At 76.0% G+C, this 26,297-nt stretch carries 26 protein-coding genes; 18 read left to right on the top strand and 8 right to left on the bottom strand.

From position 1 onward, the window contains the following. A partial coding sequence (gspD, locus tag ABD067_RS24130; RefSeq protein ID WP_343897974.1) for a type II secretion system secretin GspD occupies window positions 1-2,049 on the top strand: 2,049 nt, incomplete at its 5' end. Continuing rightward, entirely contained in the window at window positions 2,033-2,845 is an 813-nt protein-coding gene (locus ABD067_RS24125; protein WP_343897973.1) for a hypothetical protein, read from the top strand. The genes gspD and ABD067_RS24125, both read left to right, overlap by 17 nt. 17 nt (window positions 2,846-2,862) lie before the next feature. On the opposite strand, the gene ABD067_RS24120 is transcribed toward ABD067_RS24125, so the two are convergent. Beyond that, the gene (locus tag ABD067_RS24120) at window positions 2,863-3,657 is read right to left on the bottom strand and encodes an alpha/beta fold hydrolase (protein WP_343897972.1); all 795 of its coding nucleotides are present in this window, start codon (window positions 3,655-3,657) and stop codon (window positions 2,863-2,865) included. 123 nt (window positions 3,658-3,780) lie between these two features. On the opposite strand from ABD067_RS24120, the gene ABD067_RS24115 reads away from it, so the two are divergent. The 5 genes from ABD067_RS24115 to ABD067_RS24095 all read left to right on the top strand — a co-directional run bounded on the left by ABD067_RS24115 (window position 3,781) and on the right by ABD067_RS24095 (window position 9,742). Then, a complete protein-coding gene (locus ABD067_RS24115) occupies window positions 3,781-4,032 on the top strand; it encodes a hypothetical protein (protein WP_343897971.1) in 252 nt (83 codons plus the stop codon). 140 nt (window positions 4,033-4,172) lie between these two features. After that, a complete protein-coding gene (locus tag ABD067_RS24110) occupies window positions 4,173-5,813 on the top strand; it encodes a GMC family oxidoreductase (protein ID WP_343897970.1) in 1,641 nt (546 codons plus the stop codon). A gap of 377 nt (window positions 5,814-6,190) precedes the next feature. Beyond that, window positions 6,191-6,964 carry a phosphocholine cytidylyltransferase family protein gene (locus ABD067_RS24105; RefSeq protein WP_343897969.1) on the top strand — a complete coding sequence of 258 codons (774 nt, stop codon included), beginning with the start codon at window positions 6,191-6,193 and terminating at the stop codon, window positions 6,962-6,964. Then, window positions 6,964-8,727: a fatty acyl-AMP ligase gene (locus tag ABD067_RS24100; RefSeq protein WP_343897968.1), complete on the top strand. Its 1,764-nt coding sequence runs from the start codon at window positions 6,964-6,966 to the stop codon at window positions 8,725-8,727. Before ABD067_RS24105 ends, ABD067_RS24100 begins: the two co-directional genes overlap by 1 nt. Window positions 8,728-8,779: 52 nt before the next feature. Beyond that, complete coding sequence (locus ABD067_RS24095; protein ID WP_343897967.1) at window positions 8,780-9,742, top strand: NAD-dependent epimerase/dehydratase family protein; 963 nt, start codon at window positions 8,780-8,782, stop codon at window positions 9,740-9,742. On the opposite strand, the gene ABD067_RS24090 is transcribed toward ABD067_RS24095, so the two are convergent. Beyond that, on the bottom strand, window positions 9,668-10,231 hold the full coding sequence (locus ABD067_RS24090) for a hypothetical protein (protein ID WP_343897966.1): 564 nt from the start codon (window positions 10,229-10,231) through the stop codon (window positions 9,668-9,670). The genes ABD067_RS24095 and ABD067_RS24090 overlap by 75 nt on opposite strands. A gap of 102 nt (window positions 10,232-10,333) precedes the next feature. Between ABD067_RS24090 and ABD067_RS24085 the strand changes: the two genes are divergently transcribed. After that, complete coding sequence (locus ABD067_RS24085) at window positions 10,334-11,299, top strand: hypothetical protein (RefSeq protein ID WP_343897965.1); 966 nt, start codon at window positions 10,334-10,336, stop codon at window positions 11,297-11,299. On the opposite strand, the gene ABD067_RS24080 is transcribed toward ABD067_RS24085, so the two are convergent. Continuing rightward, window positions 11,196-12,443, bottom strand: a complete 1,248-nt coding sequence (locus ABD067_RS24080) for an ELM1/GtrOC1 family putative glycosyltransferase (protein ID WP_343897964.1) — start codon at window positions 12,441-12,443, stop codon at window positions 11,196-11,198. The genes ABD067_RS24085 and ABD067_RS24080 overlap by 104 nt on opposite strands. A gap of 184 nt (window positions 12,444-12,627) precedes the next feature. On the opposite strand from ABD067_RS24080, the gene ABD067_RS24075 reads away from it, so the two are divergent. Genes ABD067_RS24075 through spt form a run of 4 tightly spaced genes read left to right on the top strand, consistent with a single transcriptional unit; the run spans window position 12,628 to window position 16,638 of the window. Next, the gene (locus ABD067_RS24075) at window positions 12,628-13,773 is read left to right on the top strand and encodes a glycosyltransferase family 4 protein (RefSeq protein ID WP_343897963.1); all 1,146 of its coding nucleotides are present in this window, start codon (window positions 12,628-12,630) and stop codon (window positions 13,771-13,773) included. After that, window positions 13,770-15,158: a lipopolysaccharide biosynthesis protein gene (locus ABD067_RS24070; RefSeq protein WP_343897962.1), complete on the top strand. Its 1,389-nt coding sequence runs from the start codon at window positions 13,770-13,772 to the stop codon at window positions 15,156-15,158. Before ABD067_RS24075 ends, ABD067_RS24070 begins: the two co-directional genes overlap by 4 nt. After that, a complete protein-coding gene (locus tag ABD067_RS24065; RefSeq protein ID WP_343897961.1) occupies window positions 15,148-15,405 on the top strand; it encodes an acyl carrier protein in 258 nt (85 codons plus the stop codon). Before ABD067_RS24070 ends, ABD067_RS24065 begins: the two co-directional genes overlap by 11 nt. A gap of 6 nt (window positions 15,406-15,411) precedes the next feature. Beyond that, window positions 15,412-16,638 carry a serine palmitoyltransferase gene (spt, locus tag ABD067_RS24060; RefSeq protein WP_343897960.1) on the top strand — a complete coding sequence of 409 codons (1,227 nt, stop codon included), beginning with the start codon at window positions 15,412-15,414 and terminating at the stop codon, window positions 16,636-16,638. A gap of 6 nt (window positions 16,639-16,644) precedes the next feature. On the opposite strand, the gene ABD067_RS24055 is transcribed toward spt, so the two are convergent. The 3 genes from ABD067_RS24055 to ABD067_RS24045 are packed head-to-tail and all read right to left on the bottom strand — an operon-like array spanning window position 16,645 to window position 19,615. Further along, window positions 16,645-17,547, bottom strand: a complete 903-nt coding sequence (locus tag ABD067_RS24055; RefSeq protein ID WP_343897959.1) for a hypothetical protein — start codon at window positions 17,545-17,547, stop codon at window positions 16,645-16,647. Beyond that, window positions 17,544-18,488 (bottom strand): diacylglycerol kinase family protein, encoded by a 945-nt coding sequence (locus tag ABD067_RS24050; protein WP_343897958.1) that lies wholly within the window; start codon window positions 18,486-18,488, stop codon window positions 17,544-17,546. The genes ABD067_RS24055 and ABD067_RS24050 overlap by 4 nt, the downstream gene beginning before the upstream one ends. Window positions 18,489-18,511: 23 nt before the next feature. Next, window positions 18,512-19,615, bottom strand: a complete 1,104-nt coding sequence (locus ABD067_RS24045) for a CDP-alcohol phosphatidyltransferase family protein (protein ID WP_343897957.1) — start codon at window positions 19,613-19,615, stop codon at window positions 18,512-18,514. A 93-nt stretch (window positions 19,616-19,708) separates the two neighbouring features. Between ABD067_RS24045 and ABD067_RS24040 the strand changes: the two genes are divergently transcribed. Continuing rightward, complete coding sequence (locus ABD067_RS24040; RefSeq protein WP_343897956.1) at window positions 19,709-20,641, top strand: metallophosphoesterase family protein; 933 nt, start codon at window positions 19,709-19,711, stop codon at window positions 20,639-20,641. Here the strand turns inward: ABD067_RS24040 and ABD067_RS24035 are convergent. After that, window positions 20,592-20,948 (bottom strand): DUF2141 domain-containing protein, encoded by a 357-nt coding sequence (locus ABD067_RS24035; protein ID WP_343897955.1) that lies wholly within the window; start codon window positions 20,946-20,948, stop codon window positions 20,592-20,594. The genes ABD067_RS24040 and ABD067_RS24035 overlap by 50 nt on opposite strands. A 536-nt stretch (window positions 20,949-21,484) precedes the next feature. On the opposite strand from ABD067_RS24035, the gene ABD067_RS24030 reads away from it, so the two are divergent. The 5 genes from ABD067_RS24030 to ABD067_RS24010 all read left to right on the top strand — a co-directional run bounded on the left by ABD067_RS24030 (window position 21,485) and on the right by ABD067_RS24010 (window position 26,076). Beyond that, a complete protein-coding gene (locus tag ABD067_RS24030; protein WP_343897954.1) occupies window positions 21,485-22,729 on the top strand; it encodes an LptF/LptG family permease in 1,245 nt (414 codons plus the stop codon). Beyond that, complete coding sequence (locus ABD067_RS24025; RefSeq protein WP_343897953.1) at window positions 22,711-23,799, top strand: LptF/LptG family permease; 1,089 nt, start codon at window positions 22,711-22,713, stop codon at window positions 23,797-23,799. The genes ABD067_RS24030 and ABD067_RS24025 overlap by 19 nt, the downstream gene beginning before the upstream one ends. Window positions 23,800-23,984: 185 nt before the next feature. Beyond that, window positions 23,985-24,110, top strand: coding sequence for a hypothetical protein (locus tag ABD067_RS24020; protein ID WP_343897952.1), 126 nt, complete (start codon window positions 23,985-23,987; stop codon window positions 24,108-24,110). Continuing rightward, window positions 24,107-25,291 carry a GNAT family N-acetyltransferase gene (locus ABD067_RS24015; protein WP_343897951.1) on the top strand — a complete coding sequence of 395 codons (1,185 nt, stop codon included), beginning with the start codon at window positions 24,107-24,109 and terminating at the stop codon, window positions 25,289-25,291. Before ABD067_RS24020 ends, ABD067_RS24015 begins: the two co-directional genes overlap by 4 nt. Next, the gene (locus ABD067_RS24010) at window positions 25,288-26,076 is read left to right on the top strand and encodes an NTP transferase domain-containing protein (RefSeq protein ID WP_343897950.1); all 789 of its coding nucleotides are present in this window, start codon (window positions 25,288-25,290) and stop codon (window positions 26,074-26,076) included. The genes ABD067_RS24015 and ABD067_RS24010 overlap by 4 nt, the downstream gene beginning before the upstream one ends. A gap of 16 nt (window positions 26,077-26,092) precedes the next feature. On the opposite strand, the gene ABD067_RS24005 is transcribed toward ABD067_RS24010, so the two are convergent. Then, on the bottom strand, window positions 26,093-26,297 hold a 205-nt coding region (locus tag ABD067_RS24005; RefSeq protein ID WP_343897949.1), incomplete at its 5' end, for a hypothetical protein.

The raw sequence follows: 26,297 nt of genomic DNA, 5'->3' as shown, positions 1-26,297 counted from the left end.
GCGGCGGCGGGCGGCGGGACGGTGACGCTCAACTTCGTGGACGCGCCGGTGCCGCAGGTGGTGCAGGCCGTGCTCGGCGACCTGCTGCGGCTCGACTACACGCTCGACCCGCGCGTGTCCGGCACGGTCACGTTGCAGACGCAACGCCCGGTGCGGCAGGAAGCGGCGCTGTCCCTGCTGGAATCGGCGCTGGAGGTGAACGGCGCGGCGCTGGTGGCGGGCGGCGGGGGCTACCGCGTGGTGCCGCTCGACGAGGCGCTGAAGGCCGGCCCGCCCGTCGGGCTGCGCGCGGCGGGCGCCCGGCCCGCGCCGGGCTTCGCCATCGTCGCCCTGCCGCTCGCCAACGCCAAGGCCGCCGAGTTGCAACGCGTGCTCCAGCCGCTGGTGCCGCGCGGCGGCGCCGTGGTCGCGGACGAGGCGCGCAACGTGCTGCTGGTGGCCGGCTCCGGCGCTCAGATCGCGACCTTGATCGACGCGGCCGAGAGCTTCGACGTGGACTGGCTGCGCGGCCAGTCCCTGGCGCTGGTGCCGCTGGAGAACGCCCCGGCCGCGCAGGTGGCGCAGGAGATCGCTGCGGCCTTCAACGCGGAGGGCGCCGGCGCGCTGCGCGCCATGCCGATCGGACGCATGAACGCGGTCCTGCTCGTGGCGGCGCAGCCGCAGCAGCTCGCCCGCGCCCAGCGCTGGGCGCGGCAGTTGGACACCGGCGGCCAGGGCGGCGCGCCGCAGCTCTTCGTGCATCGCGTGCAGTACGTGCGCGCGACGGACCTGGCGAACACGCTGCGGCAACTGCTGCAAGGCGGCGGCCGGGCAGGGGGCGCCGTCCCGCTGCTGGCCCCCGGGATGCCCGGGGCGGTCGCGGCCGGCGGGGTCGTGGCCGCCGCGCAAGGCGTGTCGGCGCCGCCGCCGGGCATGGTGGCGGGCGGCGCGGTCTTGACCACGCCCGGCGGGGCGCCGCTGCCGGCCGGCGTCGTGCCGCCGGGCGCCGCGCCGCCGGGAGCGGGCCTCATCCCGGTCGTGCCGGAGGGCGCACCCGGCCTCCCGCCGGGCTTAGGGAACGGCGGCGGCTACCCCAACGGCGGCGCGGAGGGCAACGGTTTGCCGCCCGCGCCCATCCGGGTCGTCGCGGACGAGGCGCAGAACGCCCTCATCGTCTATGCCAGCCAAACGGATTGGCGCCTGGTGGAGCGCGCCATCCTCGTGCTCGACCGCCCGCCCAACCAGGTCGCCATCGACGCCGTGATCGCCGAGGTCACGCTGAACGACGACCTCGAGTACGGCCTGTCCTGGTTCTTCCGCTCCGGCGTGTTCGAGTTCAGCAACTCCGCGGGCCTCACCGGCGCGCCGGCGCCGGTCTTCCCGGGCTTCAACCTGCTCTATTCCGGCAACGCCGACGCGCGGGTGGTGCTGCGGGCGTTGGCCAACATCACGAACGTCCGGGTGATCTCCTCGCCGCAGGTGATGGTGCTGTCCAACCAGACGGCGCGGCTGCGGGTGGGCGACTCGGTGCCCATCGTCACGCAACAGGCCATCGGCGGCGGCATCACCGACACGCGCATCGTCAACTCGGTGCAGCTCCGCGACACCGGCGTCTCGCTCGACGTGACGCCTCGGGTCAACGCCGCCGGCAACGTGCTGCTGGAGGTGGACCAGGACGTCTCGGACGCCGTGCGCACCACCACCAGCGGCATCGACAGCCCGACCATCCAGCAGCGCCGGTTGCGCAGCATGGTCTCGGTGCCGAACGGCGAAACGGTGGCGCTGGGCGGCCTGATCCGCGAAGGCGAGACGCGCAACCGCACCGGCATCCCCTTCGTCCAGGACGTGCCGGTGCTGCGGGAGCTGATGGGCGTCGCCTCCCGCGCCCGGCGGCGCACCGAGCTGCTGGTCCTGCTGACCCCCCGCGTGGTGCAGACCGCCGAGGACATGCGGCGCGTGACGGAGGAGCTGCGGCTGCGGATGCACAGCATGCGCCCGCGCGAGGACGCGCCGCCCCCGTTCCGCCGGGTGGAGGGACCGCCGCGCCGCCCCTATGCCCCGCCGCCCTGACGCGCCGGGACCGCGCGCGAAAGGCTCCGCGCTCGTCGTCGCCCTCTGGGTCGCGCTGCTCCTCGGCGTCGCCGGCATCGCCGCGGTGCGCCTCGCGGCCGTCGGGGCCGGCGGCGCCCAGGTCGAGGCCGATCTCGCCCGCGCCCGCGCCGCGGCGGAAGGCGGGCTCTGGGCGGCGGCGCACCGTCTCGCTTCGCAGCCGCGGGACCAGAGGCCGCCGGTGGCCGCCTTCGAGCTCCCGCTCGGCGGGGCGGCGGTGTCGGTGCAGGCGGCAGACGAGGACGGCCGCCTCGACCTGAACGCGGCGCCGGAACCGTTGCTGGCGGCGGCGTTCCGGATGGCGGGCGTGCCCGCACCCGATGCCGAGGCCGCCGGGGCCGGGCTGGTCGCGTGGCGGGAAGCCAGCGACCCCGGCGGCGGGCGCCGCCGCCTCCACGCGGTCGCGGACCTGGACGCCGCGTTCGGTGGCAAGCCCGGCTTGGCGGAAGCCGTGCGCGGCGTCGCCACCACGCACACCGGCCGGGCCGCGCCGGCGCCGGAAGCCGCGCCGCCGGCGCTGCGGGCGCTGCTGTCCCGCCCGGACGACCCGGCCGCGCCACCGCCCCGGCCGGGCCTCCGCACGCCCCAGGCTCAGGGGAGCGGTGGCGCCGGCCGCCGAATCGTCTGGCGCATCACGGCGGAGGCCCGCTACGGCGCGGTGACGGCGCGGATGGCCGCCGTGCTCGACCTGGGAACCGCCGTGCCGGGGATGCCGGGGCGCGTGCTGGAGTGGCGGGACGTCGCGGATCGCCCGTGAGGCGCCGCATCCCCGCATCAGCCGCCGGTCACCGCGAGGAACGCGTCGAGCCGCGCGGCGACAACTTCCGGAGTTTGCGTGGCCGAGAAGTGGCCGCTCTCGATGGCCTCGAAGCGGGCGCCCGGGATGCTGCGCGCGACCGGCTCCACCGCCGCGGGCGGCCGCAGCGGATCGAAAGTGCCGGCGAGGAAAAGGCAAGGAAGCCGCAGCGCCGCGATCTCCGCTTCCATCTCCAGCCCCGCCAGCATGCGCGCGGTCGCCGCGTAGCTGCCCGGGTCGTTCGCCAGCCAGCGCGCCCGGAACCGGCGGAACCGCGCCACGTCGCCGCGCAGCGCCTCGGGGTAGGAGCGCGCCAGGGCCTCGTCCGCCACCGCGGCCATGCCCTCGCGCTCCACGCGATCCGCTTGCGCGAGGGTCGCGGCCCGCCGGTCCTCCGGGATGCCGGTCGCCGGCCCCAACGCGACCAGCGCCTGGGCGCGGCGTGGGTGCCGGGCCGCGAAGTGCAGGGCCACCGCCCCGCCCACCGCGCAGCCCACCACCGTCGCCGGTCCGCCGCCCCGGCCCGTGGCGTCGAGCAGGGCGGCGATGTCGTCCGCCATGGCGTCGAAGGGCGCCGTGCCGCGCAGCTTGGTGGACTGGCCCGCCCCGCGCATGTCGAAGCGCAGCACCGCGCGTCCGCCCCGGAGCAGCGGGATGACGAAGTCCCAGCTTTCGAGCGTGCCGCCCATCTCGTGGACGAGGACCAGCGTGCCGTCGCCCGATCCGGCCAGCTCGTAGCGGAAGCCGACGCCGCCGATCTCGATCCACTCCATCCGCCGCGTCCCCGTCCGGCCGCCGGGCCGTCGCGCGCATCCTGCGCCGCGGCGCGGGCGCCGAACAGCATTGGCGGCGCCCGGCCCCCGTGCCACGCTGCGGCGAACCAGGGAGGCGGAGGGATGAGCCCAGAGACGTTCGTCCTGCTCAGCGGCGCGCTGACGTTCGGCGCGCCGTTGCTGCTCGCGGCGAGGGAATTGTGGGCGCTGCGCCGCGACGACGGCCGGCGCGGCGGCGGCTTGCTTGAGCGCGACCGCGCGCCGGACGTGCCGCCGCCGAGCCCCGCTGGCGGCGTCCGCCCCCTGCCGGACTGCTTGATTCCGAAGCCCTTGCCGGCCTCCGCCATGCGGACCCGCGAAGTCGAGCACGCCTGAAAAGGAGGACGCCGCGCCGCGGGGAGGGCGCGCCGATCCTCCAGCGCTCATCCGCGAGTTCCTGGGGCGAAGGCGGCGCGTCCGCTCCATCCAACCGCCGCCCCGGTTGACACGGCCGGCGCGCGGGGGAGAACACGGCCATGGACGCCGGAGCGCCGGACGACATCCCGGATTACCTCGTGGTCGGCGGCGGCTCCGCCGGCTGCGTGGTCGCCGCGCGCTTGTCCGAGGACCCCACGGTCCGCGTCACCCTGCTCGAAGCCGGGCCGGAGGACCGGGACGTGTGGATACACGTCCCCGCCGGCTACGCGCGGCTCTTCGCCAGCGGACGCTACGACTGGAAGTTCGCCACCGAGCCCGAGCCTGAGCTGGCCGACCGCGCCGTCGCTTGGCCGCGCGGCCGGGTGCTGGGCGGGTCCGGCTCGGTGAACGGCCTGGTGTTCCTGCGCGGCTCGCCGCGGGACTACGACCGGTGGGCGCAGGCCGGGGCGCGGGGCTGGTCCTACGAGGACGTGCTGCCGGCCTTCCGCCGCATGGAGGATTGGGACGGCCCGGCCGGCGACACGCGCGGCAAGGGCGGTCCGCTGCCGGTGGGGCAGGTCACGCGGCTGTCGCAAGGCGCGGCGGCCTTCGTCGCGTCCTGCCGGGCGCTCGGCTTCCCGCCGCACCGCGACATCAACGACGGCGGCCCGATCGAGGGCGTGTCGCCCATCCAGATGAACGTCCGCGGCGGCCGGCGCGTGAGCACCGCTCGCGCCTACCTCCGCGCCGCGCGGCGCCGCTCCAACCTGCGCGTGCTCACCGGCGTCCGCGCGGACCGGGTGCTCGTCGAGGACGGCCGCGCGGCCGGCGTCCTTGCGCGTCGGGACGGCGCCGGGGAAGGCCAGGTGTTCCGGGCGGGGCGGGAGGTCGTGCTCTGCGCGGGTGCCGTCGCCACCCCCAAGCTGCTGCTGCTCTCCGGCATGGGCGACGGTGAGGATCTGGCGGCGCTTGGCATCCCGGTGGCGGCGCACCTGCCCGGCGTCGGCAAGAACCTGCAAGACCACCTCATCGCCCGCCTGTCCTTCCGCACCAAACCAGCCGGCACGCTGAACGAGATCATGGGGAGCCGCCTGCGGCTGGTCCGGACGGCGCTCGGCTACGCGCTGCGGCGGAACGGGCCGTTGGCGGTCGGCGCGACGGAGGCGACGCTGTTCGCCCGCGTGACGCCCGGCGCCGAGGAGGCCGAGGCGCAGTTCCAGTTCATCAACTTCAGCCTCTCCACCGCCGGCTACGTCCTGCAACCGCATCCCGGCATGATGATCAACTTCGGGCAGTGCCGCCCGGACAGCCGGGGCACGCTGGCGCTGCGCAGCCCCGATCCCGACGACAAGCCGGTGATCCGCGCGAACTACCTGGAAGCCCCAGGCGACCGGCGCGTCATGGTGGAGGCGGCGCGGCTGGGGCGGCGGATCGGCCGCGCGCCGCCCTTCTCGGACCTGGTGGAGGCGGAGACGTTGCCGCCGCCGGGCGCCGACGACGACGAAGCGCTGCTGGAACACATCCGCCGCACCGGCACCACCGTGTACCACCCGTGCGGCACCTGCCGCATGGGCACGGATGCCGGCGCCGTGGTGGACCCCGAACTGCGCGTGGCCGGCGTGCGCGGGCTGCGCGTGGCGGACGCTTCGGTGATGCCGCTGGTGCCGTCGTCCAACATCCAGCCGGCGGTCATCATGGTCGCGGAGCGCGCCGCCGAGTTCATCCGTCGCGCGGCCTTTTCGACGGCCGCGGCCGCGTAACGAAATCTCGGGTCGTCCAGCACGACCCGAGCGCCTTCGGCAGCGTTGGGCACGCCCGGGTGCCCGGTCCTACAGGCGGGGGGGGGAGGGTCGCGGATTGACTCACGGCCCCATCGGCGCTTGGTCCCGATCGCAGGGGGACCGGAGAGGCGGAACCAACCGGGAGTACCAAGGCCTGTTCCCGGCCAACACAACCAATGGTGGTTGATTCCGAGCGCTTCTATGTCATGGAAGTTTGCGCTGGGGGTAACCGTCCTGGCATCGTAAGTTTCCGGCGCTGCGCGTCTGGAATATTCTGTGACACTCCCGATCATGACGTCGAGGTTACGCCGGCCTAAACTCGGCTGAATTAAGGGGGAGATCGGACGCTGCGCGCAGTGATCTTGTGCGCCGGCCAAGGCCGGCGCTTGCTTCCGTTGACCGAGTTCGCGCCGAAATGCCTGCTGCGCATCGCCGGCAGGACGGTGCTGGAATGGCAACTGCGCGCGCTCGCGGCGAACGGCGTGACCGACGTCACGGTCGTGACCGGCTTCGGCGCCGACGCAGTTGAGCGCGAACTGCGCCGCTTGGGGACGGCAGGCGAGGGGGTGGCGACCCTCTTCAACCCGTTCTTTGCGGTGTCAGACAACATCGGGAGTTGCTTCCTCGCGCGCGATTTGCTGCGCGGGACCGACGCGGTTCTGCTGAACGGCGACACGGTGTTCGAGCCCGCCGTCCTCCGCCGCGCGCTCGGCGCGCCGGACGCCCCGATCACCGTCACGGTTGACCGCAAGCCCGCTTACGACACCGACGACATGAAGGTGCGGGTGGAGGGGACGCGCTTGCGGGCGATCGGCAAGACGCTCCGCCCCGACGAGACGGACGCCGAGTCGATCGGCCTCCTGCTGTTCCGGGGGCGTGGCGGCGCGTTGTTCGCGGACGGGGTCGAAGCCGTGCTGCGCCGGCCGGACGGGACACGGCGCTGGTACCTTTCCGTCGTGGACGCCCTGGCGCCCACCGGCGACGTGCGCGTGGCGTCCATCGAGGGGCTCGCGTGGGGCGAGATCGACTACCCGTCCGACGTCGCCCGCGCCGAAGCCGTCGTTCGCGCCTGGGGCGCCCCCGATCCGGTGGCTCCCCCGCCATTCGCCGAGGCCGTGGGCGGCGTTTGATGCTCAACGTCCCGCTCGGCCCGACCCCCACGGAAGCGGGGTTGCCGCGGCGCTTCGGCGTCTTCGCCACCCTTCCCGACGCGCTCGACTACGCCGCCGACGGCGCGACGGGGCTGAACTTCCACGACGGCAAGGGCCGGCTCGCGGCCGCCCTGCCGTACCGCTCTTTGCGCTCGCGGGCGCTCTCGCTGGCCCGCCGGCTGCTGCGCGCGGGCCTTGTCCGCGGCGAACGCGTCTGCATCGTCGCCGAAACGCACCCGGACGTGGTGGCCGCGTTCTTCGCCTGCCAGTACGCCGGCCTCGTCCCGGCGCTCCTGCCCTTGCCGCCGGCTTTCGGGGGCAAGGACGCCTACGTCGAGCACCTCCGCCGGCTGGTCGCGGCGGCGCGCGCCGCCGCCCTGTTCGTGCCGGGGCCGCTGGTGGACTGGCTCGCGCCGTCCGCCCGCGAGGCCGGGCTGAAGGCGTTCGGCGCGGTCGCCGACCTGCCACCGGAAGCGCCGGAGGAGGAGGACGCCCCGCTGTCGCCCTCGCGGCCGGAGGAGATCGCGTACCTTCAGTTCTCGTCGGGCAGCACGCGCTTCCCCACCGGCGTCGCGGTTCGGCAGCGGGCGCTGATGAGCAACGTCGAGGGCATCCTGCGGCATGGGCTTCGGGTGCGCCCGGACGACCGCGCGGTGTCCTGGCTGCCGCTCTACCACGACATGGGGCTGGTCGGCTTCCTGCTGGCGCCGCTCGCGGGCCAGGTCACGGTGGACCTCCTGCCTTCGCAGGAATTCGCCCGGCGGCCGCACCTGTGGCTGCGGCTCATCTCGGCCAACCGCGGCACGCTCTCCTACAGCCCGAGCTTCGGCTACGAACTGTGCGTCCGGCGCGGGCGCAACGCCGCCACGGCCGCCGGGCCGCTCGACCTTTCGGGTTGGCGGGCCGCCGGCATAGGCGGCGACATGATCCGCCCCGCCGTCCTGTCGCGCTTCGCCGAAACCTTCGCGCCCGACGGCTTCCGGGCCGGAAGCTTCGTGCCGAGCTACGGCATGGCGGAAGCGACGCTGGCCATCAGCTTCGCCCCGCTCGGCTCGGGCGTGCGCGCCGACACCGTGGACCTTGATCGGTTGGAGCGCGAAGGCGTCGCCGCGCCACCCGCGACCGGCAGCCGCCGCGTCCGTTCCTTCGTGCTGTGCGGCCCGCCCTTGCCGGCCACCGAGTTGGAGATCGGCGACGCGGCCGGCTCCCCCCTCCCGGAGCGGCGCGTGGGGCGCATCCTCGTGCGCGGGCCGGGGTTGATGCGGGGCTACGACGGCCGCCCGGCCGAGACGGCGGCGGTGATGTCGCCGGACGGCTGGCTCGACACCGGCGATCTCGGATACCGGCTCGGGGACGAGGTCGTGGTCACGGGGCGTGCGAAGGACCTCATCATCGTCAACGGCCGCAACATCTGGCCGCAGGACCTGGAATGGTCCGTGGAGCAGTCCGTGGCCGCGCTGCGCAGCGGCGACGTCGCCGCCTTCTCGGTGGAGGAGGAGGAGGGCGAGACCGTAGTGCTGCTGGTGGAAACGCGCGGCGCCCCCGAGCCGAAAGCGCGCGAGGCGCTTGCCGCGGAGGTGGCGGGGACGCTCCGCGCCAAGCACGGGCTGGACGGCCGGGTCGTGCTGGTGCCGCCCGGGAGCCTGCCGCATACCTCGTCCGGCAAGCTCAGCCGCGTCCTGGCGCGCGCGCGGTACCTGAAAGGCGAATACGGCCCCTTCGTCGTCGCCGCGGCGCGGTGACGGCCCGTCCGCCATCGCAATGAGCGGTGGCGGCGGTCCGCCGCTGGCCGCCGTGACGGGCGGGACCGGCTTCCTCGGCCGCCACGTCGTCCAGGCGCTGGCGCGGGGCGGGTGGCGGCTGCGGCTGCTGGCGCGGCGCCCCGACGCTTCCCCCGCGCCGCCGGCCGAGGCCGAAGTCGTGCCCGGCGACCTCGACGACCCGGCCGCCTTGCGGCGGTTGGTGGAGGGCGCGCGGGCGGTGGTCCATGTCGCCGGCCTCACCAAGGCGCTGCGGGCGTCGGACTTCATGGCCGTCAACCGCGACGGCGGCGCGCGGCTGGCCGCGGCGGCCGGGGCGGGGGTGGCGCGCGGGGCGCGGCTCGTCCTCGTGTCCTCGCAGGCGGCGCGGGAACCGCGCCTCTCGCCCTACGCCGCGAGCAAGCGGGCCGGCGAGGAAGCCGCGGTTTCAGCGCTCGGCGGGCGCGTGCCCTGGGTCGTGCTCCGTCCCCCGGTCATCTACGGGCCGGGGGACCGGGAAGGGCTGGCGCTGCTGCGCCTGGCGCGCGCGCCGGTCGTGCCCGTTCCGCGCGCGCCGGAGCCGCGCCTCGCCATGGTCCACGCCGCGGACGCCGCGGCCGCGGTCGCGGCCCTGTGCCGCGAAGGCGCCCCGTTCGGGGCGCGGTTCGAGATCACGGACGGACGCCACGAGGGCCACGCCTGGCGGGACATCCTGCGGCTGGTCGCCGGCTTGGCGGGGCACGAGCGGCCGCCGCGCTTCCTCCCGGTGCCCGACGCGGCGCTGCTCGCGGCCGGCGCCGCGGCCGATGCCTGGGCGGCGGCGACGGGCCGCGCCTCCCTCTTCGGCCGCGGCAAGGCACGGGAGTTCCTGCACCGGAACTGGGGTTCGGCGCCCGAGCGGCAGCCGCCCCCGGACGTGTGGGCGCCGCGCATCGACCTGGAATCAGGGCTGCGGGAAACGCTCGCCTGGTGGCGCGCCGACGCCGGCGGCGCTTCCGCCCCGGTCGGAGGAGGCTGACGCGGCGCCGCCGATGCGGCTCGCTTCGTAGCGGTATTGGCAAGGGACCCGGCCGCCCTGGAGGACCGTCTGGGCGAGCGCCTGGCTTTCCTGGGTGTCCGTCGCCGTCAGCCGGCCGCCCTCGATGCGCCCGACCACCATCCGCTTCCCGCTCGTCGGCCGCATCGTGACCTGCCCGTCGGCCGCCACGGCGCCCCACAGGTCCGCCTTGCGCTTGTTCCGGGCGGGCCGGGCCGATCGCATCTCGATGATGCCGTTCTCGACCTCGAACCGCACCGCCCTGGCTTGGCCGCGGCAGGCGTTGGGCCCGGCGGACTCTGGCGGAAAGCGCCGCCCTTCGTACCGGCCCTCGAAGCGCGCGCGGTCGGCGGAGGACGCGGCGGACAGCCCCTTGCCCCCGCCGGCGCCGCCCGTTGCGCCGCCGCAGCCGAGGAGCGGCAGTGCGCAAAGCAGCAGGGCCGCGCCGTGCCGGAAAGCGGGGTGGGACATGGCTGCTCATTTTCTCCTGCTCCGGGACGCTGTAGTAGCCCGGTGAAACTTCGCACCCCGCGCCGGCCCCGGCCAGCGCCCCAACAGGGGGACAGCCCCGCCATGAGCACGGAGAACACGCCCGCCGGGACGGCCGCCGCCGGGCGTCCTGTGGTGTTCGTCCACACCAACGCGAAGCAGCGCCTGGGCGCGCTGGTGTCCGCGCGCTCCTTCCGCCGCAACGCCAGCGACCCCGGCGCCTTCGACGTGCGGCTGATCGAAGCCGAGCGGTGCGCCCCGCTGCGCGCCGCCGAAGGCCGGACTTTCCTCCGCGCCGGGCACAGCCGGGTTTGGCGGATGGGCGACCTGCAATCCTTCACACCCCTGCGCTTCGCCGTGCCCGATGCCATGGGCCACCGCGGCGCGGCGCTGGTTGTGGACCCCGACGTGTTCGCCGTCGGCGACGCCGGCGAGCTGTTCAACCGCGACCGGCAGGGCAAGGCGATCTGGTGCCGCGCCCGGCCCGGCCACAACGGCGCCCCGGACTACCTCGCCAGCAGCGTCATGCTGCTCGACTGCGCCAAGCTGCCGCATTGGCGCTTCGAGGACCGGCTGGAGGACCTGTTCGCCGGCCGCCTGGATTATGTGGACTGGATCGAGCTGAAGACCGAGCCGCGCGAAACGATCGGCCTCCTGGAACCCGAGTGGAACGACTTCGACCGGCTCACTCCGGAAACGCGGCTGCTCCACACCACCAAGCGCCGCACCCAGCCGTGGAAGACCGGCCTGCCGGTGGACTTCACCCTGCGCGAGCGCGGCTTCGGGCCGATCCCGGCCGCGCTGGTCCGCCCCGTGCTGCGCTTCTGGACCGCGCGGGCGCGCTACAAGCCCCACCCCGACCCGAACCAGGAAGCGTACTTCTTCGCCCTGCTGGCCGAGTGCCTCGACCTCGGGGAGGTGACGCGGGCCGAGGTGGAGGACGGCATCAAGCAGCGCCACATCCGCCCGGACGCGCTGGCGCTGGCGGAGCGCCACCGTGGCCGGTTCCGGCCGGCGCCGGCGGCTCCGCGACCGGCAGCAGCCGCCTGACCCGAGCCGCCGCGAGGTCGGCCACCGCGGGCGGCTCGCCACGCGCGGGCTCGCCCACCGTGCCGACTAGGCCGCGGCGTTCCAACGCGCGCCAGAAGAACCACAGGTCGCGCGGCCACCCGGCCAAACCGCGGCGCACCAGCGTTCCCCAGAACCGGCCCAGGAGGCGCACCGGCGCGTTCGAACCCTCCTCGCCTTCCGCCGCGCGGCGCATCCCGCGCACCAGCCGCAGCCAAGCGCCGGCGAACCGCGCGGGCTGGACGGGGACCAGTCCCACCGGTTTGCCGGCGGCGACCGCATCCGAGACCATGGCCGCGCTGTCGGCCGTCACCGCGATCTCCGCAGCGGAGGCGAGCAGGGCGGCGTAGGGGTTCTCCGCGCCTTCGCCACCCAGCAACGCCGCCGGCACGGGCGCCGCGCCGAGCGCCGCGCGCACCGCTTCCAGCACCGCCGGCGAGGTGCGCCGGCCGCCGACCGCGAGCACGCCGCCGCCGCGCGCCGCCGCCCGCGCCGCCAGCGCAGCGCAAGCGGCGCGGGCGTCCTCCGCGCGCAGCTCGTGGGGCCAGGAATCGCCGCCGAGCAGCAAGACCAACCGGGGTTCGGGAAAGCCGCGCAGGCGCCCTGCCCAGGCCCGCGCGGCCTCCGCCAGCCTTTCCGGCGTCTGGCGGGTGACGCAAAGCGGATTCTCCAGCACGGCCGGGCCCGGCGGGACGCCGTACTGGGGCGTCGTCACCACCAAGTCGAGGCGTGCCGGGTGGCAGCGCGGGCGGCCGATCCACACGGCCCGGGCTCGGCCGCCGGAGCGGGCCTTGACCCAGCGCGCCGCCGCTACGGAGCGCCACCCGACCCCGATCACCAAGTCCGGCCAGGGTGGGACCAAGAGCGCACGCGACTCCGGCCGGAGCGTGGCGACGCCGGCTCCCCCGAACCGGTTCGTCGGCGTCAGCCGCCGCGGCGGCCAGTACCGCAACGGCTTCGTTTCGACGACGCCGCCCAGCGCTTCCGCCAGGGCCAGCACTTGGTTGTTGTCGCCGGTGCGGGGGCCGAGCAGCGCCCAGACGCGCGGCCGCGGCGGCGTCCCGCGGGCATAGGGGGCGGTGGCCGGCGCGTCGGGCGGGAACAGCGCGGAGGGGGCGTGGAGCATGTCGTTCGGGAGGGCACACCGCCGGGGGCGGGCGCCATGTACCCTCCGCCCGCGCGGTGCGGAAGCCTCGGCTCTTCGCGCCGCCTCGGTTGCAGTCGCCGGGTTCCGGGGCTAGTGCCCGGCCCGTGAAGCCACTCGCCCCCGACGCGGCGCGACGACGCCCCGCCCGGCCGCGGGCCGGGCCATGAGAATCGCCTACGTGGCGGGCACCGCCCTGCCGTCCCGCGTCGCCAGCGCCGTGAACATCCTGAAGATGTGCCGGTCCTTCGCCGCCGCCGGGCACGAGGTGACGCTCTACGCGCGCGGCCGGCAAGCCGACGCCGCGGCGGTGTTCGGCGCCTACGGCCTGGACCGCCGCTTCGATCTGGTCCTGCGCGCGCCGCCCGGCCTGCGCTTGGCGAAGAACCTCCTGTACCCGGCCGAGGTGGCGCGGGAGGTGGCGCGACGGCCGGCGCCGGACCTGCTCTACGGCCGTCACCCCTACGCGCTGGCGGCCTGCGCCGCCGTCCTCGGCCGCGGGGCGCCCCCCTTGGCCTACGAGGCGCACGCCTTTCCGAAGCGCCGGGTGCGGCGTTGGGCGGAGGCGTGGTTGTTCCGCCGCCCGCGCTTCTCCCTCTTGGTCGCCATCTCGCGCGCCCTGGCCGACGATTACGGCGCGCGCTTCCCCGAGCTCGCGGGACGGGGGACGCTGGTGGCGCACGACGGGGCCGACCCGGTAGCGGACGCCGGCCCGCCGCCGCCCGCTGCCCCTCGGCCTGGCCGGAGCGGCGCGCCGCAACTCGGCTACGTCGGGCACCTCTACCCCGGCAAGGGGATGGAGATGGTGGCGGCCTTGGCCGAACTGCTGCCGGAATGCGACCTGCACGCCGTGGGCGGCACGGAGCGCGACCTCGCCCACTGGCGCGGGCGCAGCGCCGGCCTCGCCAACCTGCACCTGCACGGCTTCGTGCCGCACGCCGAGGTCGCTGGATCGCTCGCGCGCTTCGACCTGCTGCTCGCGCCGCCCGCCCCGCGCGTGTCCTCCGCCGCCGGCCGCGAGATCGGGCGGTGGATGTCGCCGCTCAAGGTGTTCGAGTACATGGCCGCGGGCAAGCCGATCCTCGCCTCCGACATCCCGGCCTTGCGCGAGATCCTGCGTGACGGCGACACCGCCTTGCTGCTCCCTCCGGACCAGCCGGGAACCTGGGCCGCGGCGGCCCGCGCGTTGCTGCGCGACCCGGAGCGGGCGGCGGCGCTGGGCGCGCGGGCGCGGGCGGCCCTGCTGTCCGAGTACACCTGGAACGTCCGCGCGGCCCGCATACTGGAGCGGTTGCGGAGCGCGGCGGCATGAGCGCCGCTGCGGGAGCGGCGGCGGCCGGGGCGGCGACGGGACCAGGCGGGATCTTCCGTCGCATCCTGCGCAACGCGGGCGTGATCCTGGGCGGCAAGGCCGCCACCGCGCTCATCAACCTCGGCTCCACCGCGATCGCCATCCGAGCCCTGGGCATAGAGGGCATGGGCGTGCTGGTGCTGGTCCACGCCTTTGCCCAGGCCGCCTCCACCCTCGTCAAATTCCAGTCCTGGCAAGCGGTGGTGCGCTACGGCGTGGAGTCGTTGGAACCGGGGCGGCGGGCCGAGTTCCATGCGCTGCTGCGCTTCACCGCCGGGCTCGACGCGGCGGGCGCCCTCGCCGCCTGTGCCATCTGCGCCGGCGCCGCCTTCCTCCTCGGCCCTGCCTTCGGCGTCCCGGCGGGCGTCGCGCCCCTCGCGGCGCTCTACGCCACCGCCACGGTGTTCATGGTGATGGCGACGCCGAACGGCCTGCTGCGCTTGTTCGACCGCTTCGACCTCATCGCGCGGAGCGATGCGCTCGGCGCCGCGGCGCGCCTGGCCGGCGTGGCGCTCGCCGCGCTGCTCGGCGGCGGCCTGCCCGCGTTCCTCGGCGCTTGGTACGCCTCGGCCGCGATCGGCGGGCTGGCGCTGGTTGTCGCCGCCTTGGCGGAGCTGCGGAAGCGCGGCCTGCTCCCGCGGGAGGAAAGCGCGCCCCGGCGGCGGCGGGTGCGCGCCGCCGAGGCGCACCCGGGCATCTGGGGCTTCGTGTGGTCCACCAACCTCATGACCACGCTCTCGCTCGGCTCGGGCCACGTCGCCACCCTCTGCGTCGGTTCCCTGCTCGGGCCGGGGCAGGCGGCGCTGTTCGTGCTGGCGCGGCAGGTCGGCGAAGCCGCGTTGAAGCCGAGCCGCTTCCTGACGCCCGCGCTGTACCCGGAGTTGGCGCGTTTGGCGGCGGCCGGCGATCAAGCCGGGCTCCGCGCGGTGCTCCGCCGCGGCTTCGCGTACTCGGCCGCGGGCGCGGTGGCGGTACTCGCGGCGCTGGCGCTGCTGGGCGGGCCGCTGCTGCGCTTGGTCGGCGGCGAGGCGGCCGCGCCGGCCTGGGGCGTCATGCTCCTGCTCGCCTGCGCCGCCTCCATCAACTTCGCCGGGTTCGCGTTGGAGCCGCTGCTCGTTTCGGTGCGGCGGCACGGCAAGGCGCTCCGCATCCGCGGCGTGGCGACCTTGGCCCATGTGCCCGCGGCGCTGGTCGGGTTGCGCTTCTTCGGCCTCGAAGGCGCCGGCATCGCGGCCGTGTTCTCGGCCTCGCTCCAATTCGCATGGCAGGCATGGGCGGCGAGGCGTTGGCTGCGCGCCCGGGCCGGGCTTATGTCCCGCGGGACGGAGGTTCGGCATGGCGGATGAGCAGAAAACTCTGCGGCAGGTGGTCGAGGCGCTCGGGTCGGTTGCCAAGGTTCCGGGGCCGGTTACGATGGGGACCCACATCCTCCACGACCTCAACCTCGACTCCGTCGCGGTGATGGACCTCGTCATGCTGCTGGAAGAGCGCTTCGACACCGTGATCCCCATGGACCGCCTCGCGGAGATCGAGACGGTCGGCGACCTCGTGCGCCTCTTGTCGCGCGCGGGCAGCGGCGCCGCCGGCGGCTGACACCGGATGCTGGCCAAGTACCGCGCCCTGCGCGAGGACCACGCCGCCGTGTCCGCCGCCGGGCGCGACCCCTTCGGGGTGGCGTTCGACACCGTCCTGTCGGCCACGGAGGCGACGCTGGACGGGCGGCGCGTCCTGCTGCTCGGCACCAACAACTACCTCGGCCTGACCTTCGACCGCGATTGCGTCGCCGCCGCCGTCGCCGCGACGGAAGCCGAGGGTACCGGCACGACCGGCTCGCGCATCGCCAACGGCTCCTACGGCGGGCACGAAGCGCTGGAGAAGCGCCTCGCGCGCTTCCTCCGCCGACGGGGCGCGATGGTGTTCTCCACCGGCTACCAGGCCAACCTCGGCACCCTCGCCGGCTTGGCTGGGCGCGGGGACCACCTGCTGCTGGACGCCGACAGCCACGCCAGCATCTACGACGGCGCGCGCCTCGCCGGCGCGCAGGTGACGCGCTTCCGCCACAACGACCCCGACGACCTCCGCCGCCGCCTGCGCGTGCTGTCGAGCCAGCCGGGCGACAAGCTGGTCGTCGTCGAGGGCATCTACAGCATGCTGGGCGACACCGCGCCTTTGCGGGAGATCGCGGCGGTGAAGCGCGAGGCGGGCGCTTGGCTGCTGGTGGACGAGGCGCACTCGCTCGGCGTGCTGGGCGCGGAGGGCCGCGGCCTCGCCGAAGCGGAGGGCGTGGAGGCGGAGGTGGACTTCGTCGTCGGCACCTTCAGCAAGAGCCTGGGCGCCGTCGGCGGCTTCTGCGCGTCCGACCTGCCCGACTTCGACGTGCTGCGGATCGCCTCGCGCCCCTACATGTTCACCGCCTCGTTGCCGCCTTCCGTGGTGGCTTCGGTGGCGCGCGGCATTGACGCGATGGACGCGCGGCCGGAGCTGCGGGCGCGGCTCGCGGAGAACGGCCGCGCGCTGCACGCGGGCCTCGCCGCCGCGGGCTTCGCGCTGGGCGCCGGTCCGGGACCGATCGTTTCCTTGCGGATGCCGGACCGGGAGACGGCGATTCGCTTCTGGAACCTGCTGCTGGCGGAAGGCGTCTACACGAACCTCGCGGTCGGGACCGCGACGCCGGGCGGCAAGCCGCTGCTGCGGATGAGCGTCAGCGCCGCGCTCACGGCGGAGCAGCTCGCCTTCGCCGTGGCCGCCATCGGCCGGGTCGGGGCGGCGTTGGGCGCGCGCGGCGACAACGACACCGCGGCGGCCGCGGTCGCGGCCGCGGAATAGCGGCCTTCAGCGCACCGCGCCGCGCCGGCGCAGCCTCCACAGCACGGCCGGCGCCGCGAGCAGCGGGTGGCGGCGCTGCCAGTCGGTCAGGTGGACCGCGACGCCGGAATGGCGCTCCACCTTCCACGCCAGGTAGTCCGCCCCGCCTTCGAAGGTGAAGGCGGCCTTGGCTAGCCGGGCCACGTTCAACGCCTTGCCGACGACGCGCCGCGACGCCCAAGCTCCCTGCCGGCGGGGCAGCGAGCCGATCCGCGCCAGGGCGAGCGGGAACACGCGGTCGTACCAGTCCGGCGCCGCGGACAGCAGCCGTTCCGGCCGGCCGCCGCGCTCGGCCCGGAGTTCGGCGGCGTAGGTCCGGGCGAAGAGGCCGCGCCAGTGCTCCGCCGGCGTCCTCGCGCCCGGTTCCAGCCGCAGCGCCCACCGCACGGCGGTTTCCACCGCCCGGGCCACCGCCCGTTCCACCCGGCGCCGCGCCGCGTCGTCGCGGGCGTGAACCAAGGTCGAGGGTTGGCAGAAGCGCGCCCACAGCGTTGCGTCGAGCGAGCCGGGCCGCATCCGCCGCTCGAACTGGCCCTCCGTCAGCACCGCCACCTTCGCCCGCACCGGGCCGTGCGGGCCTTCGCAACGCCAGAGCACCACGTTCGGCGGCAGCGCGGCGTTGAGCAGCGCCGGCGCGGCGCGGCCGTGGAAGGCGCAGTGCCCCGTGGTCAGGACGTAGAGGTCGAGCAGGCCGGAAGCGTCGCCGTCGCGGCGGCACGCGCCGTAAAACAGCACCGCGGCCACGGCGTCGCCGTGCCGCGCCGCGATGTCGCGCGCCAGCGCCTCGGCCGCCGCGGTCGCCGCGTCCGGCGGCGAGGGCACGGCCAATCCGGCGGCGACCGCCGCTTCCAAACCGTCGCGGGCCGTCACGGCGAGACGAACGCCACGCGGTCCGGGGCGGAGAGCAGCACCCCGCCCGGCCCCGGCTCGAACACCTCGCCGTCCAGCACGAAAGGCCGGTCCATGGCCACCTCCAACCGCTCCGCGCGGCCGCTGCGGTAGCCCGCCGCCGCCATCCACGGCGCCGGCCGCCCCCGGCCGCCCGCCCAGAGCGCCGCCGCCAGCCGGCGCGGCGGCGCCTCCACGTCGAGCCACCGCACCGCGCCGCGCCCGTCGCCCCAGAAGGGCCGCAGGCCGAGCATCAGCCGGTCCAGCGTGGTGGCGAGCAGCAGGAAGCGGCGACCGTCCCGCGGCGGCCGGCCGTCGGGCGCGACCGCCATCGGCACGCCGGCGCGCAACGGGTGGCGGCGGTCGAGGCCGGCGCGCAGCGCCACCGAGGCGAGCGCGAGGGCCACCGCCGGCCCGGCGCGGATGCCGCGCCCGTGCAGCCGTTCGTCCGCGATCCGCTTGCCCTCGGCGAAAGCGGCGGCGCCGAACAGCAGGCCGCGCAGCGGCCCGCCGTCCTGCTCCGTGCCCGGCCGGGAAACCTCCAGCACCGGCACGATCCGGCGCCGCAGCGCGCCGCGGCCGGCCGCGTCCGATAGGCGGGCGAGCGCCGCTTCGCCCGTCCCGGCGCCGCCAAGCACCTTGGCGGCGAGGTTGGTCCGGCCCGCCGCCAGCACCGCGATCGCGGGCGGGGCGGCGCCGAAGGCGGCGGGCAGGGCGGTCAGCACCTCCCGCAGCGTGCCGTCGCCGCCCTGCACCGCCAGGAGGTCCACGCCGCGCGCCGCGAAGCCGCGCAGCGCGTCGCGCAGCGCGTCGCGGCTAGCCGGTTCGGCGAAGGGCAGGCCGGCGGCCGCAGCGCCGAAGCGGGCGCGGTTGTCGCGCCCGGCGCGGCTCAGCGGGTTGTGGATTATGCCGATGCGCTCCACGGGCGTTCGCGCCGGCGCCGGCGTCACCCTTCGAGCCAGGAGCGCAGCGGTCCTCCCCGGCGGCGGGCGAGCGCCGCTTGCGCCGTCACCACCGCCTGCTCGACGCAGCCGAGGGCGGTCCAGGCCGCGACCGCGAGGATGCCGAGGTCCGGGCGGCCGAGCAGGGTGGCGGCGGTGAGCATCACCAAGTTCGGGTTGCGCCGGGCGATCACCTGCCGGAAGGCGCTGTCGAACGGGCGCCAGATGTGGATCTGCATCTTGAACAGGATGATGAACAGCCCTTCCTGCAAACGTTGCAGGACGTAGCCGCCGAAGATCACCGCGCCCACGAGCACCGGGTGCGCGAGCGGCATGCCCACGGCCCCCAGGCCCACGATCCAGGCGAGCCACCAGAAGGGCGGGTGGATCAGGTCGATCAGGTGGTCGAAGAGGTTGCCGAACTTGGTTGAGGTCAGCGTGACCCGCGCCAGCTTGCCGTCCACCGTGTCGAGGAACGTCATGGCCCAGGCGGCGAGTAGGCCCGGCAGCCAAGCGCCCTGCGAGAACCACCACAGCGCCGCGAACACCAGCACGAGGCTGGCCGCCGTCACCTGGTTCGGCGTGATGCCGAGCGCGGCGCAGGCGCGCACCGCGTGGAAGGCGGGGCGCGGCCAGACGTGCTTGGTGACGAAGTCGGTGACGCCCTTGTAGGAGCCGCCGAACATCCGCCATTCCACCGCGCGGCGCGTCTCCGGCGCGAGCCGCAGCAGGTACGCCTCGCCGCGCTTGCGGAGCGCGTGGTTGTACGCGCCGGTCAGCGCTTTGGGCGTGGAGGGCCGCAGCCCGGCGAAGGCGGCGTCCTCGGCGCCGCGCCCCGCTTCCAGCGCTTCCGCGACCGGTACGGCCCGGTCCGCGCGGGGCAGGTGCGCGGCGACCGGCAAGCCGTCCTCCGGGCGGCACAGGAGCGCGCCGGGCGACTTCGCCAAGCCGGACACCAGGGCGGCGTCGTATACGTGGTCGGCCCGGAGCAGGAGCAACGGGCCGTCCCCGGCCGGCGCCGCGCCGTTCCAGGGCGCGACGTCGCCCACGCCGGCGCGCTCCAGCGCCCGGGCCAGCAGGGCGGAGCCGGGCATGCTCCAGACCGGCACCGGGGACTCGCCCAGCAGGCGGGCCGCCGATGGCTCGGCCGCGGCGGGCGGCTCTGGCGCGTCCGGGGGTTCCGGGCGAGGAATGCTCCGCGCATGAACTTCGCTCTCGCCCATCTGTCCGACCTGCACCTTCCGATTCCCGCCGGGGCGTCGCGTCCGCTCACCCAGTTCACGGGGAAGCGCTTGCTGGCGTATCTGGCTTGGCTCCGCAAGCGGAGCGGCAACGTCCGCCCGGAGGCGTTGCTGGCCGACCTGGCGGCGCACGCCGCCGACCACGTGGCGGTGACAGGCGACCTGACCAATCTCGCCTTGCCCAGGGAATTCGCCGCGGCGCGGGACTGGCTGGCGCGGCTCGGGCCGCCGGAGCGGGCCACGGTGGTCCCCGGCAACCACGACGCCACCGCCCCGGTGCCCTGGGAGCGAGGGGCGGGCCTTTGGCGGCCTTGGATGGCCGGGGACGACGGGGCCGCCGGGCCGCGCTTGCCCTTCCTCCGCCGGCGCGGACCGGTGGCGCTGATCGGCCTCGACTCGGCCGTGCCCACGCCGCCGGGCTCGGCGTCGGGACGGTTGGGCGAGGGGCAACTCGCCCGCCTGCCGGCGCTGCTGGAGGCGGCGGGGCGGGAAGGGCTGTTCCGCGTGGTGCTGGTCCACCACCCGCCGTTCCTCGGGCCGGGCGGGTGGCGGCGGGCGCTGCGCGACCGGGCGGCCTTGCGCGAAGCCCTGGCGCGGAGCGGGGCGGAATTGGTGCTGCACGGGCACCACCACGCCGCCCTCCGGACCTCCACGGAAGGGCCGGCGGGGCCGATCCCGGTGCTCGGCGCCCCCCACGCGCGGCGCGCGGCCCGCGAGCCGGCCGGGTGGCTCCTGCACGGCATCGCCCGCGACGGGGACGGGGGGTGGCGGCTCGACACCGCCGAGCGCCTTTGGGACGCGGAGGCGGGCGTGTTCCGCACGGCGCGGCGTTGGACGGTCCGGATCAGTAGCGGAGCCGGACCGCGATGCGGTTCCCGCCCGGGGGCAGCGTGAAGCGCACCCGGTCGAAGTCGGGCAGGCCGAAGGCCGTGGGGGCGTCGTTGGAGAAGCCGTAGCCTTCGATCGGCAGGCCGAGCGGGTTCCGGTTGAAGTCGCGGTCGTCGTTCTCGTCGTGGTACACGGCGAGCGCGTAGTCCCCGGGCGCGGCGAGGGCGAAGCAGGCCTCGACCGCGGTGGCGCCCGCCAAGGGGATGCGCTGGCGGGCCAGCCTGCCGCCGCGCGCGAGGAAGCTTTCCCGCCGGGGGCCGTAGAGGGTGACGGTGACGTTGCCCTCGGTGCTGCGCGCGCCGGACACGGCCACGCGGAGCCGCGGCCCCGCGGGCGCGCCGGGCGCTTGGCAGGCGGCGGCTTCGGACGCGGCGGCCGCCGGGCGCGGTGGGGCGGCTGCGGCCAGAAGGAGCAAAAGCCAGGGCCACGCGGCGCCCGGATGGCCGGGCGGTTTGCCGTGGGCCGGGTCCGCCCTGTAGGGTCCCGGCCCGAGAACCCCGGCGGGGCTCCACCCGTGATCGTCCCGCCGTTGTTGCGACATCCGTTCCTGCGAGTTCCCGGCATGACCAGCGCGACCGGCGGCGGCGCATCCGGCGGCGCGGCGCGGCCCTTGAAAACCTGGGCCGGCGGTCCGCGTCCGCGCGTCCGAAGCCCCGACCTCCCGGACGGGGCGAGGAACCTGCGCGCTCCCCGCGCACCCCCGCCACGCTTCCTTGTTGCCTCACCATCTTACCGTGGCGCCACCTCGCGTCCTCACCCGGGGCCGCTGCGGCTTCCTGGACGGAAGGCTCGGCCCGGGCGTTGGCGGGTCGAAGCTAGCCTTTCCGTTTCCGCGGCGCGAAGACTCCCGTGGCTGGCCCGACGACGGCGCTGACCGTCCCGCGGCGGGCGCCGGCGGCGGGCGGGCTGGTCGGGCGGTACCTGCTGCGGCTGCTGGCCAAGCCGCTGCTGGCGACCCTGCTCGTGGTGCTCCCGGCGCTGCTGATGGAGCGGCTGTTGCGGCTGTTCGACCTGCTGGCCGGGACCGGCGGGCCGGTGTCCTCCGTCGCGCGGCTGCTGGTCTACCTCGTGCCGCACTACCTCGGCCTCGCCCTGCCGGCGGCGCTGTTCATCGGCGTGTACGCCGTGGTCGCGCGCCTCAGCGAGCACAACGAACTGGACGCCTTGCAGAGCGCGGGCTTCTCGCTCGGGCGGCTGAGCCGGCCTTTCCTGCTCGCCGGGCTGCTGTCCGCCGCCGCCGGCGTCGGGCTCTACGGCTACGCCCAGCCGCTCGGCCGCTACGCCTACCGCTCGTCCTTCCACGCGCTGACCCACTCCGGCTGGAACGGCCGGATCGTGCCCGGCGAGTTCACGCGGGTCGGCGCGCGGGCGACGGTCTTGGTCGAGGCGCGCGACCCGGCGGGCAGCGCTTTCCGCGGCGTGTTCGTGCGGGAGCGGCGCGAGGACGGCGCCGAGGTGCTGACGACCGCCGCCGCCGGGCGCCTGTTGGCCAACCCCGACGGCGGCGACCTTCTCCTGGAACTGGAGCACGGGCGGCAGGTCGCGGTGCTGGCCGACGGGCGGGTCTCCACGCTGGACTTCGCCGGGACGGACCTGTCTCGCCCGGTGGCCGTGCGGTTGCCGGGCTTCCGCCCGCGCGGCGCGGACGAGCGGGAGATGACGCTGCGGGAGCTTTGGGCGGCGCGCCACGGGCCGGAGCCGCCGTCCGTGGCGCCCTCGCGGCTGGACGGGGAGTTGCACGGGCGGCTGGTGCGCGCGGCCTCGCTCGCGGTGCTGCCGCTTCTGGCGGTGCCGATGGGGCTCGCGGCCAAGCGGTCGCGGCGCTCCCACGGCATGGTCCTCGCGGCGGCCATCCTGGTGCTCTACCAGCAGGCGTTGCAGTTGGTGGAGGCGTTCGGCGACGCGGGCCGGCTGGACCCGCGACCGGCGGTCTGGGCCGTGTTCGGCCTGTTCGCGCTGTTCTGCGCGCTGGTGTTCCGGCGCAGCCACCGCAACCCGGCGGAGGGCGGGTTCGACGGCGCGCTGGCCGCCATCGAGCGGGGCGCTTCCCGTGCCGCCGCGCTGGTGCCGCGGCGTTGGCGGACGTCGCCGTGACTCTGCGGCGCTACCTGACGCGGCTCTTCGCGGCGCGCGCGTTCGGGGCGCTGGCGGCGCTCGCCGCGCTGCTCCAGCTCCTCGACCTGCTCGACAAGGCCGGCGAGGTGCTGGCGGACGGCGGCGGCGCGGCGGACGTGGCGCGCTACGCCGCGCTGCGCTTGCCGACGCTGCTCGGGCACGCCGTGCCGGTGGCGGTGCTGGTGGGCGCGGTGCTCACCTTCCTGCGGCTGGCGGCGACGTCGGAAATGGCGGCGTTGCGCGCGGCGGGCGTGGGCGGCTGGCGCGTGCTGGGCGCCTTGGCGCCGGCCTGCGCGCTGGCGGCGGCGGCGCAACTCGCGCTGCTGCTCGCCGTCGCGCCGAGGACGGAGCGGGCGCTGGCCGATTGGTGGGCCGGGCGGGACTCGCCCGCCGCCGGAGAAGCGGCGGCCCTGCCGCGCCGCCTGTGGTTGCGGAACGGCGGCGACATCGTCGCGGCGGACGCGGTTTCGCTGGACGGGAGCCGGTTGGGCGGGGTGCTCATCGTCCGCCGCGACGAGGAAGGCGGCGTGGCGGCGCGGATCGAGGCGCGCGGCGCGGAGCACGGCGGGTCGGCGCCCGGGTGGGTGTTGCGGGACGCGAGCGTGGTCCGTCCGGGGCGGCCGCGGGCGGAAGCGGTGGCCTCGCTCCCTTGGCCGGACGGACCGCCGCCGGCGGCGGTGCGGGAGCTGGCGCGGCCGACCGAGGCGCTGCCCCCCGACCGGTTGCTGGCCGGCCTGCGCGGCGAAGGCGCGGTGTCGCGCGGCCCCGCTTTCTACGCGACGCGCGCGCAATCGGCGGCGGCGTCGCCCGCCGCCCCGTTCCTCATGGCGCTGCTGGCGTTGCCGGCGGCCTTCGGAGTCGCGCGGCGCGGCGGCGGCTGGAAGCGGGCAGCGGTTGGCCTGGCGCTCGGCCTCGGCTATCTGGCCGCGGCGGGTCTGCTGGGCGCCTTGGGCGAAGCGGGCGCGCTGCCGCCGTTGCTGGCCGCCTGGGCGCCGCCCTTCCTCTTCGCCGCCGCGGGCGTGCTGCTCTTGCAGCAGGAGGAGGGTTAGCGTCCGGGCCGCTGGGCACCCGGAATCGAGGCGGGGGAAGAAGGGGCCATGTCCGGATGCCGGCGCGACGGACGGAGCGTCGCCCCAGGGTGGGTGACGCCACGGGAGCTTCCGGGCGCATGCGCGGGGCGCCCGTCGGCCCGTCCGCGCCTCGTGCCTGCGACGGCGGGATGAAAGGGCGGCACTTGGCGCACCGACTCCGCTACGGGCGCGGCGACCGCGGCGCCGCCCCCTCCGCCGTGGACCGCGCCGCCAGCGCCTCCCACGCCGGGGCGCGCGAATGGCCGCCGGGCCCCGGCGGCGAGGCGTGAGCCGCCATCCCCCGAGCGGCGGCCCTGCGGCGGCGGGGCAGGGCGGCGTCGAGGTCCTGCCCGTTCGGGGCCGCGCCGAGATGGAGCGCTTCATCCGCCTGCCGCACGCGCTTTTCCGGGACGATCCGAATTGGGTGCCGCCGCTCTGGGCGGAGCGGCGGGCCGCCTTGTCGCCGCGCAAGAACCCGTGGTTCCGGCACGCCGAAGCGGCGTTCTGGATCGCGCGGCGCGGCGGGCGCGATGTCGGCCGCGTCAGCGCGCAGGACGACCGCTTGGCCCCTGCTGATCCGGATGGCGCGCGGATCGGGCATTTCGGCCTGCTCGCCGCCGAGGACGACGGGGCGGTGTTCGCGGCGCTCCTTTCGGCGGCGGAGGGTTGGGTCGCGGCGCGCGGGCTGCGGCGGGTGCGCGGGCCCTTCAGCCTATCGATCAACGAACAGGCCGGGCTCCTGGTGTCGGGCTTCGACACGCCGCCCATGCTGCTGATGCCGCACGACCCGCCCCACGCCGGGCCGCGGCTGGAAGCGCTCGGCTACCGCAAGGCGCGCGATCTGCTGGCCTACATCTCCGACACGGACACGCCCTTGCCGCGCTCTGCGGCGGCCGTGGTCCGGCGCGGCTTGCCGGCGGGCGTGACGCTGCGGCCGCTGCGGCGGAAGTCGCTGCGTGAGGAGGTTTCGGCGCTGATCGACATCTTCAACGACGCCTGGGCCGGCAACTGGGGCTTCGTCCCGTTCACGCCGGAGGAGGTGGCGCACCTCGCGGACGAACTGCGCCCGCTGCTGCACGAGAAGCTGGTCTGGTTCGCGGAGTTCCGTGGCGAGCCTGTGGCCTTCGCGGTGTGCTTGCCCAACCTGAACGAAGCGATCCGCGACCTGTCCGGCCGGCTGCTGCCCTTCGGCTGGGCGCGGCTGTTGTGGAGGCTCAAAATCGCCGGCGTCGAGAGCGCCCGGGTGCCCCTGATGGGCATGCGGCGCAGCCTCAACGACGGCCTGCTCGGCCGCGTGCTGCCCTTTTTCCTCGTCGAAGCCCTTCGGCGGGAGGCGCACGCGCTCGGCATCCGCCGCGTGGAGATGTCCTGGGTCCTGGAGGACAACGCGCCCATGCGCCACTTGGTCGAAGCCGCGGCGGCGCGCGCCTACAAGACCTACCGGGTGTACGAGCGGGACTTGGCCGGGTGACGGCGGGCGGCGCCGTGGCGGCGCTGGTGCTGGCCGGGCGGCGGAAGGGCGGGCCGGACCCGATGGCCGCGGCAGCGGGGGGGTCGCACAAAGCGCTGCTGCCGGTGGCGGGCGTGCCGATGCTGCTGCGGGTCGTCGCGGCGCTGCGCGCTTCGCCGGCCGTCGGGCGCGTCGTCGTTTGCGTGGAATCGCCGGGGGAGACGCTGTCCGGCCTCCGCGGGCTGGAGGGCGTGGAAACGCGCGCGGCGGCCGCTTCGCCGGCCGCGAGCGTGGCGGCGGCGCTGGCGGAGCCCGGCGGGGCGCCGCTGCTCGTCACCACCGCCGACCACGCGCTGCTGACGCCGGAGATGGTGGGGCACTTCCTTCGCTCGGCGCCGCCGGGCGCGGCGGCGGTGGCGGCGCTGGCGCGGAGCGAAACGGTGCTCGCGGCCTACCCGGGCACGCGGCGGACCTGGCTGCGCTTCCGCGACGGCGCCTTTTCGGGCTGCAACCTGTTCCTGCTGGCCGACGCGGACGCCGCCGGCAGGGCGGTCGCGTTCTGGCGGCGGGTGGAAGGGTCGCGCAAGCGGCCCTTGGCCATGGCGCGGGCGCTGGGGCCGCTCTTGGTGCTGCGCTTCGCGCTCGGCCGATTGACGCTGCGCGCCGCGCTGGACGCGCTGGGACGGCGCTGCGGCGCGCGCTTGGCGGCGGTGGAGATGCCCTTCGCCGACGCCGCGGTGGACGTGGACAAGCCGGACGATCTCGCGCTGGCCGAAGCGGCGCTGCGGCGCCGGGGCGAGGGCTGACCGACCGCCCCGGCGTTCAGGCGGCCCGGCGCTGCTTCACGATGGCCAGTTGCACGCGCGGCGGGCCGCCCATCGGCCTCGGCACCAGCGCCGTGACGGTCGCCGCGAGCGGCCGCCCAGCGGCGAGCAGCGGCGCCACCCGCGCGGCGGTGTCCGGGGCGATCCGGCCGACGCAGCGCCCGTCCGGCAGCACCGCCTCGACGCCCGGCTTGGCCGCGGCG

The organism is Craurococcus roseus (assembly GCF_039523795.1).
Classification (GTDB): domain Bacteria; phylum Pseudomonadota; class Alphaproteobacteria; order Acetobacterales; family Acetobacteraceae; genus Craurococcus; species Craurococcus roseus.
Note: the sequence above shows the minus strand (reverse complement) of the source record. Positions and strands in the feature narration are given on the sequence as shown.

Bases quoted from the DNA above. Each gene is read 5' to 3' on its own strand.
- ABD067_RS24125 (WP_343897973.1), top strand. From the start codon at position 2,033: ATGCCCCGCCGCCCTGACGCGCCGGGACCGCGCGCGAAAGGCTCCGCG.
- ABD067_RS24120 (WP_343897972.1), bottom strand. From the start codon at position 3,657: ATGGAGTGGATCGAGATCGGCGGCGTCGGCTTCCGCTACGAGCTGGCC.
- ABD067_RS24115 (WP_343897971.1), top strand. From the start codon at position 3,781: ATGAGCCCAGAGACGTTCGTCCTGCTCAGCGGCGCGCTGACGTTCGGC.
- ABD067_RS24110 (WP_343897970.1), top strand. From the start codon at position 4,173: ATGGACGCCGGAGCGCCGGACGACATCCCGGATTACCTCGTGGTCGGC.
- ABD067_RS24100 (WP_343897968.1), top strand. From the start codon at position 6,964: ATGCTCAACGTCCCGCTCGGCCCGACCCCCACGGAAGCGGGGTTGCCG.
- ABD067_RS24090 (WP_343897966.1), bottom strand. From the start codon at position 10,231: ATGTCCCACCCCGCTTTCCGGCACGGCGCGGCCCTGCTGCTTTGCGCA.
- ABD067_RS24085 (WP_343897965.1), top strand. From the start codon at position 10,334: ATGAGCACGGAGAACACGCCCGCCGGGACGGCCGCCGCCGGGCGTCCT.
- ABD067_RS24080 (WP_343897964.1), bottom strand. From the start codon at position 12,443: ATGCTCCACGCCCCCTCCGCGCTGTTCCCGCCCGACGCGCCGGCCACC.
- ABD067_RS24075 (WP_343897963.1), top strand. From the start codon at position 12,628: ATGAGAATCGCCTACGTGGCGGGCACCGCCCTGCCGTCCCGCGTCGCC.
- ABD067_RS24070 (WP_343897962.1), top strand. From the start codon at position 13,770: ATGAGCGCCGCTGCGGGAGCGGCGGCGGCCGGGGCGGCGACGGGACCA.
- ABD067_RS24065 (WP_343897961.1), top strand. From the start codon at position 15,148: ATGGCGGATGAGCAGAAAACTCTGCGGCAGGTGGTCGAGGCGCTCGGG.
- spt (WP_343897960.1), top strand. From the start codon at position 15,412: ATGCTGGCCAAGTACCGCGCCCTGCGCGAGGACCACGCCGCCGTGTCC.
- ABD067_RS24040 (WP_343897956.1), top strand. From the start codon at position 19,709: ATGAACTTCGCTCTCGCCCATCTGTCCGACCTGCACCTTCCGATTCCC.